8 protein-coding genes and 1 other RNA gene are annotated in these 13987 nt (G+C 67.6%); 6 read left to right on the top strand and 3 right to left on the bottom strand.

Translation table 11 applies throughout. From position 1 onward, the window contains the following. Positions 1-38: 38 nt before the first annotated feature. A complete protein-coding gene (locus HRU76_11795) occupies positions 39-1091 on the top strand; it encodes an alpha/beta hydrolase (GenBank protein ID QOJ18228.1) in 1053 nt (350 codons plus the stop codon). 42 nt (positions 1092-1133) lie between these two features. Here the strand turns inward: HRU76_11795 and HRU76_11790 are convergent, their stop codons facing one another. Then, on the bottom strand, positions 1134-2681 hold the full coding sequence (locus HRU76_11790; GenBank protein QOJ19177.1) for a carboxypeptidase M32: 1548 nt from the start codon (positions 2679-2681) through the stop codon (positions 1134-1136). A gap of 219 nt (positions 2682-2900) precedes the next feature. Here HRU76_11790 and HRU76_11785 point away from each other — a divergent pair, with 219 nt between their 5' ends. Both HRU76_11785 and HRU76_11780 read left to right on the top strand, forming a co-directional pair. Beyond that, a complete protein-coding gene (locus HRU76_11785; protein ID QOJ18227.1) occupies positions 2901-5978 on the top strand; it encodes a bifunctional proline dehydrogenase/L-glutamate gamma-semialdehyde dehydrogenase in 3078 nt (1025 codons plus the stop codon). Between the two features lie 850 nt (positions 5979-6828). Then, entirely contained in the window at positions 6829-7869 is a 1041-nt protein-coding gene (locus tag HRU76_11780) for an N-acetylornithine carbamoyltransferase (protein QOJ18226.1), read from the top strand. 53 nt (positions 7870-7922) lie between these two features. On the opposite strand, the gene HRU76_11775 is transcribed toward HRU76_11780, so the two are convergent. Continuing rightward, positions 7923-9701, bottom strand: coding sequence for a 4Fe-4S binding protein (locus HRU76_11775; GenBank protein ID QOJ18225.1), 1779 nt, complete (start codon positions 9699-9701; stop codon positions 7923-7925). Between the two features lie 248 nt (positions 9702-9949). Between HRU76_11775 and ssrA the strand changes: the two genes are divergently transcribed. Continuing rightward, positions 9950-10297: a transfer-messenger RNA gene (gene ssrA / locus HRU76_11770) on the top strand. A 427-nt stretch (positions 10298-10724) separates the two neighbouring features. Here the strand turns inward: ssrA and HRU76_11765 are convergent. Further along, on the bottom strand, positions 10725-11585 hold the full coding sequence (locus tag HRU76_11765) for an SPOR domain-containing protein (GenBank protein ID QOJ18224.1): 861 nt from the start codon (positions 11583-11585) through the stop codon (positions 10725-10727). A gap of 137 nt (positions 11586-11722) precedes the next feature. On the opposite strand from HRU76_11765, the gene HRU76_11760 reads away from it, so the two are divergent. Together HRU76_11760 and efp are read left to right on the top strand one after the other, a co-directional pair. Beyond that, on the top strand, positions 11723-13177 hold the full coding sequence (locus HRU76_11760; protein ID QOJ18223.1) for an AMP-binding protein: 1455 nt from the start codon (positions 11723-11725) through the stop codon (positions 13175-13177). Between the two features lie 233 nt (positions 13178-13410). Continuing rightward, positions 13411-13986: an elongation factor P gene (gene efp, locus HRU76_11755; protein QOJ18222.1), complete on the top strand. Its 576-nt coding sequence runs from the start codon at positions 13411-13413 to the stop codon at positions 13984-13986. Position 13987 lies beyond the last annotated feature (1 nt).

The following is a 13987-nucleotide window of genomic DNA, read 5'->3' as shown; positions in this document are numbered from 1 at the left end:
GCGCGAAAGACCCCCACGCCGAATCGGAACCAGTCGCCATGCGAGCGATTCATTCCTTTCACGTCCTCATTGCCGCGCTGGCGTTGACCGGCGCCGCCCGCGCCGATGAGCCGGTCGCCAGCGATGTGACGTTCAAGGGTCACGGCGACCTGGTGCTGCACGGCACGCTGCTGCTGCCGCCCGGCGCGAGCGCCGAGCACCCGGCACCGGCGGTGCTGCTCCTGCCCGGCTCCGGCCCGACGGACCGCGACGGCAACCAGCGACCGGCGATCATCACGGACCTGCTCAGGCAGATCGCGGAGCGCCTGGCGAAGGAAGGCGTCGCCTCGCTGCGCTTCGACAAGCGGGCGGTGCTGCGCTACGCCGCGCACTGGCCCAAGGACATGGCCGCCATCGCCGACTACTTCGCCTGGCCTCCATTCGTGGGCGACGCCTCCGCGGCGTTCGTCTACCTGCGCGACCACGAGGCCACCGATGCCGCCCGCGTTGCAATTCTCGGCCACAGCGAGGGCGGCCTGCTCGCCCTCAACGTCGCGTATGACCTGGCCGATGAACCCAACCCGCCCGCCGGACTGATCCTGTGCGGCACGGCGGGGCGAACGCTCGACATCGTGCTGCGCGAACAGATCAGCCGCCAAGTCGATCGATCGGGCATCAGCGACGAAGCCAGGTCGAAGTACCTCGGCGCGCTGGAGGAGGCCATCGCCGAGGTGCGCGACAAGGGGGAGCTCACCGCCAGCGTGCCCCCGACGCTGCGAACGCTCTTCAACCCCTCCACGGTGAAACTGCTGCATGCCTACTTCACGGTTGATCCGCTGACCCTCTCCGCCAGGGTTCGCGGCCCGGCGATCGTCATCAACGGCGAGCACGACGCGCAGATTTCCGCCGAGCGCGATGCGCCGCGGCTGAAGGAAGCCCTGGAGAAACGTGAAGGCGGCTGGCCCGTGGAGCTGGTCATCGCACCCAGAACGAGCCACAACCTCAAGCCGGCCGAAACTATGGATTCACCCGGCTTCACCGGCCCCGTGACGAATGAGATCATGGAGGCGATTGTGAAGTGGACTCGCGCCCGCCTGATCCAGACCAGGTGACGCGAACGTCGAGCCGAACCACATGTCACGGTTGCGCCGCGCTCACAGCCCGTAGATCGGCTTGAGCTTCCCCTCCAGGTGCCGAAGCAGCGGGTCGGCGCTCAGCGGCCTGCCCGTCACCACCTCGCACAGTCGTCCCGGCAGATACCGGCGTCCATGCCGGTGAATCTTCTCATTGAGCCACGTCTTCAGTCCGCCGAACTCGCCCCGCTCGAACTGCTTCGACAGGTCCGGCATGTCCTGCAGCGCCTTCTCGAACAGCTGCGCCGCGTACAGGTTGCCCAGCGTGTATGTGGGGAAGTAGCCCATCGAGGCCATCGACCAGTGGATGTCCTGCAGGCAGCCGCGGCGGTCGTCCGGCACATCCAGCCGCAGATATTCCTTGTACTTCGCGTTCCACACGCCCGGAATGTCCGCCACGGCCAGCGATCCCTTGAGCAGAGCCCGTTCGATCTCGAAGCGGATCATGATGTGCATGTTGTACGTGGCCTCGTCGGCCTCGACGCGGATGAAGCCGGGCTCGACGATATTGGCCGCCCCGTAGAGTTCATCCAGCGAGAATCGACGCACGCCCTCGCCGAAGAACGCCGGCAGAAAGGGCCTGACCCACGACCAGAACGCCCGGCTGCGACCCACCTGGTTCTCCCACATGCGGCTCTGGCTTTCGTGAATGCCCAGCGACACCGACTCGCCCAGCGGCGTGCCCACGTGCTCGAACATCAGCCCCTGCTCGTAGATGCCGTGCCCGCACTCGTGCATGCTGGAGCCGAGGGCGTCGTTGACGCACGTTTCGTTGAAGCGCGTGGTCAGCCGGATGTCGTTGCAGTGCGTGCCCGAGCAGAAGGGATGCGTGGACGTGTCCAGCCGCCCGCGGTGAAAGTCGAAGCCGATCGAATCAGCCACGAAGCGGCAGAAGCGCATCTGCTGGTCGATGGGAAGCCGGAACTCGTTGAAGGCGTTCGAGGGCGGGCGCTTCGAACCGAGAATCTGATCCAGCAGGTTGGTCAGCCGCGTCCGCAGCGGGGCGAACAGCTTCTCGATGCCCGCGCCGGTCATGCCCGGCTCGTACTCGTCCGCCAGCGCGTCCCACGGCTCCCCGCCCTTGGCCCAGCCCAGGCACTCGGCCTTCTGACGCATCAGCCCGGTGATTTTCTCCAGCCAGGGGCGGAAGCGGCCGAACTCCGACCGCTTGCGGGCCTCGGCCCACTCGTGCTGGGCCACGCTGGCGGTTCGCGCGATCTCCTCCACCAGCGAGGCGGGCAGCTTGGTCTCCCGGTCGTAGTCGCGCCGGATCTCCCGCAGGTTGGCGGCGGTGTCCGAGTCAGGATCGCCGGTCAGGTCGTCATCCGCCTCGCATTCGGCCAGCAGTTCGCCGATGCGGGGGTTGACCGCCAGATCGTGCGCCATGCGGGCCAGCTGGGCCAGCTGCCGGGATCGGAACTCCACGCCGCCCTCGGGCATCATGGTCTCCTGGTCCCATCCCAGCAGCTGGGCGGTGGAGGCCAGCAGTTTCGCCTCACGAACAAGCGAGAGCAGTTCGCCATAGGCGGCATGGGTCGATGCGGCGAGCGTGGAGGGGGCGGCGGTCATCGTCATGGGCGGTTCCCATCGGCAACGCGTGAAGAACGGAACGAACTCGACGCGGGCATCATAGTGTCGGCTGCGTCGCCGCGTCACGCCGTCCCGGGACAATCGTCAGCGCCGCGGCTGGCCCGAATCACGGTCGTCGCACGGTCCGAATCGCCTTGAGAGCCGTCTATACTTCCGGCCCATCGTCCCCTCGCCTCCCAGGGAAGGTTCCGACGCCGCATGGCTCTGTTCTTCAAGTCGAAGTCCCCGGCCGCCACCGAGGTCAAACGCCAGGTGGAATCCCCCCCCGCCGAGGGCGACGCCGGCTCGCCCATCCCACCCGCCGATCCGGCCCTGGAACAGCGCGCCATCGCCATCGGCACGCAACTGCTCGAAGCGGCGCGGGACAACCGCTCCGGCTTCTTCTCCGCGGCCTTCTGGTCCGACAAACTCATGGACTGGGCCATGAAGGACCGGAACTTCAAGATCCAGTTGTTCCGCTTCGTGGACGCCTTCCCCGCCCTGCGCACGCCGGAGCAGGTTCACGATCACCTGGTCGATTACCTCACGCAGCCCGGCGTCACGCCGCCGCCATTCCTGGCCACAGGACTCAAGGTCGGCGGGCTGGCCAAGGGGCTGATGACCAAGACGGTCTCCAGTCAGATCACCGGCATGGCGGAGCGCTTCATCGCCGGCACCGACGCCGCCAGCGCCCTGCCGCAACTGAAGAAGCTCTGGAAGGACGGCATCGCCTTCTCCGTGGACCTGCTGGGCGAGGCGTGCGTCAGCGATGAAGAGGCCCTCGCCTACCGCGACAAGTACCTCGACCTGATCGGCAATCTGCCCGCCACCGTGGCCGAGTGGCCCGCCAACCCCCGGCTGGAGACCGACCACCTCGGCCCCATCCCGCGCGTCAACGTCTCCATCAAGATTTCCTCGCTCTACGCCCGCACCGACCCCATCGCCTTCGAGGGCTCCATCCGCGGACTGATGGACACGCTCGTCCCCGTGCTCGAAGCGGCGAGGAAGAACCACGTCTTCATCAACTTCGACATGGAGCAGTTCGCCCTCAAGGACCTGACGCTCGAACTCTTCATGCGATGCTGCGAGAAGGTCGACTTCCAGGCCGGCCTCGCCATGCAGGCGTACCTGCGCAGCGGCGAGGACGACGCCCGCCGCATCATCGACTGGTCCAAGCGCACCGGACGCCAGGTGACCGTGCGGCTGGTGAAGGGCGCGTACTGGGACTACGAAACCATCCACGCCGAGCAGCAGGGCTGGCCCGTCCCCGTGTGGAGCCGCAAGATCGACACCGACGCCTGCTTCGAGCGCATGGCGTCGCTCTTCGTCGCCTCCACGCCGCGCACCAGGGGCGAAGGCGGCGTCAAACTCGCGCTCGGCTCGCATAACGCGCGCTCCATCGCGGCCACGCTGGCGATGGTGGAAAAACAGGGTCTGCCCGACAGCGCCATTGAACTGCAGATGCTGCACGGCATGGCGGACCAGTTGAAGCTGGCCGCCCTCGACTTCGCCGGACGCTCCCTGCGCGTGCGCGAGTACGTGCCCGTGGGCGAGATGATCCCCGGCATGGCGTATCTCGTCCGCCGCCTGCTGGAGAACACCAGCAACGAATCGTGGCTCAAGGCCGGCTTCATGGATCAGGCCTCGCCCGAGACGCTGCTCGCCTCGCCCCACCGCCGCTTCGCCAGCGACCCCGGCATCGAGCGCATCGAGCGCGCCCCCGAGCGTCACGCCCTCTCCCCCGCCGCCAGGGGCGTGGGCGACGAGCGGCCGTTCTTCACCGAGCCCCTGCGCGACTTCTCGAAGGAAACCAGCCGCGCCCGCTTCCGCGAGGCCGTGGAGCGGGCCTCTGTGCCCGTTGTCAAGAACGACTCCACCATTGAGCAGGCCAAGGCCGCCGTCGCCCGGGCCCAGTCCGCCTTTCCCGCCTGGCGGGACGCCGACCCCCGACTTCGCGCCGATGTCCTCATCCGCGCCGCGCAGCTCATGCGCTCCCGCCGCGATGAACTGGCCGGCATCATCATCAAGGAATCGGGCAAGACCTGGCGCGAGGCGGATGCGGATGTCTGCGAGGCCATCGACTTCTGCGAGTACTACGCCCGCCTTGCGCCCTCGCTCTTCGACGCCGAACGCCTGGGCCGCTTCGTGGGCGAACTCGACCAGACCTTCCACCAGCCGCGCGGCGTGGCCGTGGTCATCTCACCCTGGAACTTCCCGCTGGCGATCTGCGCCGGCATGACCGTCGCCGCCCTCGTCACGGGCAACACCGTCATCGTGAAGCCCGCCGAGCAGACGCCCGGCATCGCCAAGATTCTCTGCGAGATTCTCTGGCAGGCCCTCGGAACCCGGAACCCGGAACTCGGAACTTCACCCCACGACATCCTCCACTTCCTTCCCGGCCAGGGCGAAACCGTCGGCGCCGCCCTCGTGCGCCATCCGGGGGTCGCCCTCATCGCCTTCACCGGCTCCAAGGCCGTCGGGCTCGACATCATCCAGGCCGCCGGCGTCACCCCCGACGAGCAACTCCACGTCAAGAAGGTCGTCTGCGAGATGGGCGGCAAGAACGCCATCATCATCGACGCCTCCGCCGACCTGGATGAAGCCGTGCTCGGCGTGCGGCAGTCGGCCTTCGGCTTCCAGGGGCAGAAGTGCTCCGCCTGCTCGCGCGTCATCGTGGTCGAGTCCGCCCACGACACGTTCCTGCACCGGCTGGTCGAGTCCACCCGCGCCCTGGTCATCGGCGACCCGCGCGACCCCGGCACCGACATCGGCCCCGTCATCGATGAAGAAGCCGCGCGGAAGATCCGCTCGTACATCGAGATCGGCCGGCGGGAAGGGAAGCTCGAACTGGCGATGGAGTATGGGGGAGACGGAAGCCATCAGCCATCAGCCATCAGCCGTCAGCACTCCTTCGTCGGCCCGCACATCTTCTCCGGCATCCGGCCCGAACACCGGCTGGCGCAGGAGGAGATCTTCGGCCCCGTCCTCGCCGTCATCAAGGTGAAGGACTTCGATGAAGCCCTCGCGGTGGCCAACGGCACGCCGTACAAGCTCACGGGCGGCGTGTTCTCGCGCAAGCCCTCGCACCTGGAGCGCGCCCGCCGCGAGTTCCGCGTGGGCAACCTCTACCTCAACCGCGGCATCACCGGCGCGCTGGTCGGCCGCCAGCCCTTCGGCGGCTTCGGCATGTCCGGCGTCGGCTCCAAGGCGGGCGGCAAGGACTACCTGCTCCACTTCGTCGAGCCGCGCGCCATCTGCGAGAACACGATGCGGCGGGGTTTCGCGCCGGAGTTGTGAACGTGCGGGAGGATTCACCGCAGAGGCGCGGAGGGAAGAACGAGTTGGTGTTCTGATTGAGTCCACGCATGGACACGGATGAACGCGGATGAGGTGAGCCAGGCGCCCGTGTGCCACGGCTGTCCAGCCGTGCGAACCCGAGACTGACGCACGTTCACCGCGCGACTGCTCGGCCGTCACGCCCGGTCCGACCCCCCCCAACCGGTCCCCCAGCACCGCCATCTCAACCTCGCGAGGCCGCACGGTGAGGAACTGGCTGATCGAGAGATGCTCATCCGCCGCGGGGAGCAGGTGGGTCGTGCGCACCGCGGGCACGATCGCCTCTCGCCACGCCTGCAGTTTGGCGGCCACTTCCATCTCGATCTTCGCCATGAGCGCGGGCATCGCCGCCTTCGTCGCCGCCCGCCGCTTCGCGTGCAGGCGCTGGTAATAGCCGGGGTGACGCTCGCGGAACAGCCGCTGTCGCTCCGTGTTCGACATGGGTGGCGGATTCCTCCCGGCCATGCGACTGATATCGGCGCCGCCCCGCCGCGACTGAAGCGCTCCGTCCGAATACCTGCAAAACCCTTCACAGCGGCCCGAAAACGCACTCCCGCATCACGAAATCCCTGCCTGGCATAACGGAATCCCTGCCTGGCATAACGAAATCCCTGCCCGGCAGAACGGAATCCCTCCCTTTCGTTATGCCGCTCCTCTCTTTCGTGAAGCCGCCCCCCCCACTCCTCCCGCCCCCCCGGTCCTCGCGCCCCCCGCCTTCGGGGCAGCCCGTCCGTCCGGGGGCGTTGCCGCGCAGGTCGCAGCCGCCCTCGGATCACGCCCGGAACCCGCCCGACCCCCCTACCCTCTCCCGATGATGATCCGACACTTCCTCACCACCGAAGATTGGTCACGCGAAGAACTGCAGTCGATCCTCGACCAGGCGGCGGCGTTCAAGCGTCCGGGAGCGGCGTTCAACCAGCGGCTGAAGGGCCGCACCATCGCGCTGGTCTTCTTCAACCCCTCGCTGCGCACGCGGACGAGCTTCGATGTGGGCATCTACCAGATGGGCGGCCACGCCGTCACGCTCGAACCGGGCAAGGGATCGTGGCCCATCGAGTTCGAGGATGGCGTCACCATGGCGGGCGAGACTGAGGAGCACGTGAAGGAGGCCGCCCGCGTGCTCAGCCGGTTCTGCGACCTGATCGCGGTGCGGGCGTTTCCCAGGTTCATCGACTGGTCGATCGACCGCGAGGACCGCGTGATCCGGGCCTTCGCTAGGTACGCCACGGCGCCGGTGATCAACATGGAGACGATCGTGCATCCGTGCCAGGAGCTGGCGCTGATGCTGGCGATCGAGGAGCGGCTGGGGCGGGACTTCCGGGGGCGCAAGTTCGTGCTCACGTGGACGTACCATCCCCGGCCGCTCAACACGGCGGTGGCCAACTCGGCGCTGCTGATCGCCAGCAAGTTCGGGTTTGATGTGACGCTGCTCTGCCCCACGCCCGAGTACGTGCTGGATGAGCGGTTCATGGCCAGCGCGCGGAACAACGCCGCCGAGCAGGGCGGGTCGATCACGGTGTCGCACGACATCGAGAGCGCCTACCGCGGGGCGGATGTGGTCTACGCCAAGAGCTGGGGCGCGCTGCCGTACTTTGGAAGATGGGAGGAGGAGAAGCCCATCCGCGACGCCCACCGGCACTTCATGGTGGATGAGGCGAAGATGGCCCTGACGGGGCGGGAGGCGCCGGGGGGCGGGCGCGTGAGCGGGCTGTTCAGCCACTGCCTGCCGATGCGGCGGAACATCAAGGCCACCGATGCGGTGGCGGACGCCCCCTACTCGATGATCATCGACGAGGCCGAGAATCGCCTGCATGTGCAGAAGGCGATCATGGACCGGCTGATCAACGGGTGAGCCACGGGCTCGGCGCCGGCGGGTGCGCGCGGGGCGCGCCAGAGCGGCCGCGTTCACCGGGCGCCGGGCGGCCGAGGCAGGACGTTCTGCTCCACGATCTCGACCAGCTGGGCGACGCCCGTCCAGTGCGGATGCTCGGCGAGGAGCGAGCGGCCGTAGTCGAGGGCCTCGCGGTCCCGGCGCTGCAGGAGCAGCAGCTTGATGAGGTCCGCGCCGAGGTGCTCGGCGGGTCCGGCGTGGTCGATGTACGCTCGCAGGAGCGTTTCGGCGTCGCGCCACTCGCCGCGGATGACGTGGAGCCAGGAGAGACGCAGCCACTCATCCGGCGGGGACATGAGAGCCAGGCCGCCTTCCGTGAAGCCGAGCGCCAGCCGCCGGTGGGCGATGATGCGGGCGGCGTCGTCCTTCACCTGCTGGGGCACCATCTCGCCGTTGAAGGGTGAGAAGAGCGCCTGCTGCACATCAGGCGGCATGGCGGCCATCAGGCGGCGCTCCAGGATGTCGGCCCGCCAGGCGGCGATGTTGCCCGCGCCGTTGAGCGAGGCCAGCACCAGCAGCAGCAGCGTGACGCCCGCCAGAGCCCATCCCGCGGGGGTGATGCGGCGACGCCACTTCAGGTGGATGTTCTGAAGCCGCACCACGTCGGCGGAGCTGAACAGTCGCCATGTCTTGAAGGCGGCGAAGGCCACGATGCCCCCCAGCCCCATGGCCATGAGCAGCGGCACGCCCTCGCCGAGATACAGCCCGCGGAAGCCGAGCACGGCGAGGAGGAAGATGGCGGCGACGGCGAGCTCCTCGCGCAGGGAGAGGTCGTACTGCCGCCTGGGCGGGGCGTTCCTGGCGGCGGGCTTGCGGAAGGCCGGCGGGCCGAAGCCGAAGGAAAGGGCCTCGTTGGGGCAGACGCTCACGCAGTCGAGGCACTTCATGCAGCCGGGGTCGATGACCATGCCGTACTCGCGGACTTCCTCGTGGACGCGCACGTTGCTGGTGCAGGTGGCGGTGCAGTGGCCGCACTGGTGGCACTTGTCGTGATCGACGCGGATGCGTCCGGGGGCGAACTCGTCCAGCGGCGCGAAGAACCCGCCGTAGGGGCAGCCGTAGGTGCAGAACCCCTTGGAGCCGAGGAAGTACACCGCCGCGAACCCGACGATGAGCAGCGTGGGCGCCGCCATGATGACGGGAAAGGTGGCCCAGAAGCTCTCGGTGACGAGGTGGTTGGAAAAACCCGTCCACGGCGCCACGGGCTTGAGCCACGTGGCCGCGGCGGGCCAGGCCGCCTCCAGGATCGGAAAGAGCGCCAGCCGCTTGAACGAGGGCCAGATGAACATGTACAGGGCGAGCACGAAGGGCGCCCAGACCAGCAGCCGCGAGCGGAAGGGCTTGGGACGCACGCCCAGTTTCTTCATGATCCACGAGCAGAGATCCTGCAGCAGCACGACGTGGCACGCCCAGCCGCACACCCAGCGGCCGAAGATGAGCGTGGAGAGCAGCGCGGCGGCGAAGAAGATGAAGCCGGCGTTGATCTGCCCCAGTTCGAGCGTGTACATGGTCTCGCTGGGCTCGACGGGCGAGAGCGTGCGCCCTGAGCCGCCGAACCAGCCGAACTGTTTCCCCAGCAGCCACAGCCCGATGTGCAGGAGGATGAGCGCCTGGATGACGCCAAGCACCCAGGCCCGCCGCACGCCGTTGCGCGAAGGGCGGATGGCGGGCTTGGCGGACCGTTGATCCTTCAGGACGGGCAGCGAGATGGCGGCGTCGCCCCCGCCGCAGCGGGAGGCGGCGCTCGATCGGGTCGGTCCGGCATCAGCGGGCGCGGCCGCGCGGGGAGTCATGCGGGATGATATCGGCCCGCCGCCGCGCGCGAGGTGCGGTGATTCATGAGCGGCCTCGTACCGTGGTGCGCTGGTCCGCATCGTGCGCGTTCACTTGCCTCGCCGACCGAGTCGCCGGCTCCCGAACTTCCCGGACGATCGGAGCATCCGGGGTCGCCGCACGCGCCGCGCACTGGTGCGCTCGAACCGTCGCCGCCGGGAGGCGTAGAATCACCGGCGAGGATGACTCGCACCGCTCTTTGACATCTGGGGCCGACCAGGCATCGACCGGACAGGGAAGGCCGGCCGTGGCGCGCCGTGGAGCATCCTGGCCACGTAAAAAGGATGCAAACACACAACTGCTGAACCGCAGTACGCTCTTGCTGCCTAACTGAGCAGCACGATCGCCGTCCGACGCCCGATGGGGCGGCGATCGTAGACATCGGGCTGGCTCCGAAGGGCTGACAGCCGCCGGAGGAGCGAGACACTCGGCTGTCATGTCCCGGAGAACCGCCGTCGTCGGCGATTCCCGGGCCGAGAACACACGACGACTACGCGCGTAGAGGCGACCGGCTGACTGTTTCGGCACGGGGGTTCGATTCCCCCCGGCTCCATTCCACACCGGGCACAGGCCAGTGTGCGCCATGCACTGCCGCATGGCGTCTATCGCTTGCGGAAACGAGGTTTCCATCGACATTCAGCGCTTGCGCCGTCGTGCCACGTGCTGACGATTCAAGGCACGTCGCGTCCGGTGACGGTGTCCCCTGCGGTGTCCCCAACTGCTGTATTCCTGGCCGCTTCATCAGGTGAGCCGCCAGCACCGCGTCCGGCTCTGAAGCGACATTCCTCAGACAACCCGTCACTCGGATCAATCACGCCCCGTTCCGGGTATCGACTCCGATCCCGGAAGCCCTCGCCTCGAGGGAGAGGGGTCTGGATCAGGGACAGAATCGAACGTGCCCGCACTCGACCCTCTTCCGGAAGGAGAGGGGATTGTTCGAGGAACCCTCCGACCTGAACAAGTCCTGGCCGACGGCTCGGGAACTACCCCGCCATCAGGGGCGCGATGATGTATCGTGGCTCGGCGAGCTGTCTCAGGGCGGCCTCGGCGCTGGTGCGCGACGTGAAGCGCCCGAACTGCACCACGTAGAGCGTGCGCTGGCGGGCATCGGACTTGGGGATGATGCGGACCTCGCCCAGGCCGTGTCGATCGGCGAAACGCCGGGCCTGATCCGCCGCACTTCGGGCATTGGTCATGTCGGAGAAGGCGCCAACCTGGATGGCGAACAGTCCCGAGGGCGGATTGGCCCAGCTCCCTCCCGTTGCCCCCCCACTCGTTCCCCCACTCGTTCCCCCGCTTCCGCCCCCGCCACCCGTGCTCGCGCGGCCGCCGGAAACGCCCGAGGATGATTCCACGGACCGTGCGTAGGCGAACTGCCGCTGGGCGGCGGACTCATCTCCCGCGAGCTGGTACGCCACCCCGGCGCGGAAGGCGGCTTCAGAGGCGTCCGGCCCGTCGAGCACGCGGGCGGCCTCGGCCAGATGCACGGCGCCAGTCGCGGGCCGGTTCTGCGCCAGGCACACCAGTCCGAGAGCGGCCTTGGCGCGACCGGAGACGGTGCGGTCGCTCGACGCGGCGGCGGTGGTGAGCCGGTGCTCCGCCTCGATGTAGTCGCGCTTGCGATAGGCGCTCAGCCCGGCCACGTAGGCGGCCTGCTCACGGTCCGCGCCCGTCGCGCCCTGCATGGCGGCCACGGCCTTGGTGTGGGCGGCGTCGTAGCGGCCGGCGTCGTACTCCGACAGCGCGCCGGCCAATCCCGCGCTGGCCTTGGGCGTGCTCTCGCACCCGGCCATCGCCATCAGCAGCGCCGCGACAACCCACGGCAGACCCAGCAGTCGGGGCATGGAAGTGACCTCATTCCTGTCACGAGACATCCGCCGCGCCGGATTGGCGCAGGCGCACGCTCCACTTATCGTACAGTCGCCCGCGCTGTCCCGCACTTTTCCCGGCGTCTGGCCTCCCGTTTCCTGCCGAGCCACCCATGCTGCCGCTTCGACCCATCCTCCGCAACCTGATGTTCCACCCTTTCCGCGAGGTCATCGTGGATGACCAGCGCACGTGGAAGGGCTTTCACCTGCTGATGGGCGCATACCACCTGGCGCGGATCATCGAGCGCGAGACGGATCGGCCCCACGTGGGCATCATGCTCCCGACTTCCGGGCTGTTCCCCATGGCGCTCATCGCCACGTGGCTCCTGGGGCGCACGGCGGTGCCGCTGAACTACCTGCTCAAGCCGGAAGAGCTGGCGTACGTGATCGGCGACGCCGAACTGGACGCGGTGGTCACGGTGACGCCCATGCTGGAGATGTTCGGCGAGTTGCCCGCGGGGGTGAAGCCGATCAAGCTCGACCAGCAGTCGTTCAAGGGGTTCCCGCCCATCCGCCGCATGAAGCGCGTACCGGACGATCACCTGGCGGTGCTGCTCTATACCAGCGGCACGAGCGGCAAGCCCAAGGGGGTGATGCTGACGGCTGGCAACATCGCCGCCAACATTCAGCAGTGCCGGGAGTGGGTTCACTTCACGCCTGATGATGTGCTGCTGGGCGTGCTGCCGCAGTTCCACTCCTTCGGGCTGACGGTGCTGACAGTGCTGCCACTGGCGGCGGGGCTGAAGGCCATCTACACGGCTCGCTTCATGCCCAAGCGGCTGCTGGACCTGATGGAGGAGCACCGGCCCACGATGTTCATCGCCATTCCGTCGATGCATGCCGCTCTGCTCAACGCCAAGAGCGCCACCGCCGACCACTTCTCCAGTTTCAAGTATGTCGTGTCGGGCGGCGAACCGCTGCCGCAGGCGGTCTTCGACGGCTACCGCGAGCGCTTCAACGTCATCATCAACGAGGGATACGGGCTGACCGAAACCAGCCCCGTCACCAACTGGTGCCGCCCGCAGGACCACAAGCGCAAGAGCGTGGGCAAGCCCTTGCCGCGCGTGGACGAGATCATCCTCGACCCGCAGGGCAACCGGCTGCCGCCCAACACCGACGGCGAGGTGTGCATCAAGGGCCCCAACGTGATGAAGGGGTACTACAAACTGCCGGACGAAACCGCCCGGGTGTTCGACGCTCAGGGATACTTCCACACCGGCGACATGGGCCGTTTCGACGAGGATGGCCACCTGTACATCACCGGGCGCATCAAGGAAATGCTCATCATCGGCGGTGAGAACGTCTTCCCGCGCGAGATCGAGGAGGTGCTCAACCGGCATCCGTCGGTCAACGCCTCCGCCGTCATCGGGCAGATGGATGAATCGCGCGGCGAAGTGGCGATCGCCTTCGTGGAGCTCAAGGAAGGGGCCATGTTCGATGAGAAAGGCCTGCGGAGCTTCTGCCGCGAGCACCTGGCCCAGTTCAAGGTGCCGCGCGACATCCGGCTCATCGACAAACTGCCCCGCAACGCTACCGGCAAGATCATGCGGCGGGAGTTGAAGGCGTGAACCGATGGGAGTCATCCACGGTCAGCAATCACTCACAACCCATTCAACGCGGTGCGAAGCGAAGAGGTCACGGGCCCGGGATCATCGGTCGGCCACAGGAGCCGACGGCCAGAACTCCGCCCCAGCCGTCAGCCGGCGACCGGCGCTCCTGATCCGCTCGTCCGGACCGCGTCAAGAAGCCCTTTCGATACATGCACTATGATCGGCCTTCCCCGATCGGAGCGACGCATTCCATGCCCATCAAGGCCACCGAACTGAAAGCCGGTGTCATGGTCCTGCACGACGGACAGTTGCACCTGGTGCTCGACACCGAGCACGTCAAGCCCGGCAAGGGGCCCGCCTACGTGCAGGCGAAGATGAAGAACATCGAAACCGGCACCATCCGCACCAACCGAATCAACTCTTCAGACAAAGTGGAAGATGTGGAGGTGGAGCGTCGGAAGATGCAGTACCTCTATGACGGCTCGGGTCACGGCGTGGGACCGTTCGTCTTCATGGATCAGGAATCGTTCGAGCAGACAGAGATACCCTCGGACATCCTTCCGCGCGAGCAGAGCCAGTACCTGATCGAGGGGCTGGAGGCCATGGTGACCTCGTTCGAGGGTCGGATTCTCAGCGTGGAGCTGCCGGCGTCGGTGGAGCTGCGCGTCGCTGAAACGACGCCCCAGCCGCGCGGCGCCACCGTGACCAACCAGTCCAAGGACGCCGTGCTGGAGACGGGCGCAAGGGTGCGCGTGCCGGCCTTCATCGAGCAGGGGCAGGTGGTCCGTGTCAGTCCGCAGACGGGTGAGTATCTGGGAAAGGCATGAA

Source organism: Phycisphaeraceae bacterium (genome assembly GCA_015709595.1).
Taxonomy (GTDB): Bacteria; Planctomycetota; Phycisphaerae; order Phycisphaerales; family SM1A02; genus CAADGA01.
Note: the sequence above shows the minus strand (reverse complement) of the source record. Positions and strands in the feature narration are given on the sequence as shown.

Excerpts from the sequence above, each read along its gene's own strand:
- HRU76_11765 (QOJ18224.1), bottom strand. The coding sequence starts at position 11,585 with ATGCCCCGACTGCTGGGTCTGCCGTGGGTTGTCGCGGCGCTGCTGATG.
- HRU76_11760 (QOJ18223.1), top strand. The coding sequence starts at position 11,723 with ATGCTGCCGCTTCGACCCATCCTCCGCAACCTGATGTTCCACCCTTTC.
- HRU76_11795 (QOJ18228.1), top strand. The coding sequence starts at position 39 with ATGCGAGCGATTCATTCCTTTCACGTCCTCATTGCCGCGCTGGCGTTG.
- HRU76_11785 (QOJ18227.1), top strand. The coding sequence starts at position 2,901 with ATGGCTCTGTTCTTCAAGTCGAAGTCCCCGGCCGCCACCGAGGTCAAA.
- HRU76_11780 (QOJ18226.1), top strand. The coding sequence starts at position 6,829 with ATGATGATCCGACACTTCCTCACCACCGAAGATTGGTCACGCGAAGAA.
- HRU76_11775 (QOJ18225.1), bottom strand. The coding sequence starts at position 9,701 with ATGACTCCCCGCGCGGCCGCGCCCGCTGATGCCGGACCGACCCGATCG.
- HRU76_11790 (QOJ19177.1), bottom strand. The coding sequence starts at position 2,681 with ATGACCGCCGCCCCCTCCACGCTCGCCGCATCGACCCATGCCGCCTAT.
- efp (QOJ18222.1), top strand. The coding sequence starts at position 13,411 with ATGCCCATCAAGGCCACCGAACTGAAAGCCGGTGTCATGGTCCTGCAC.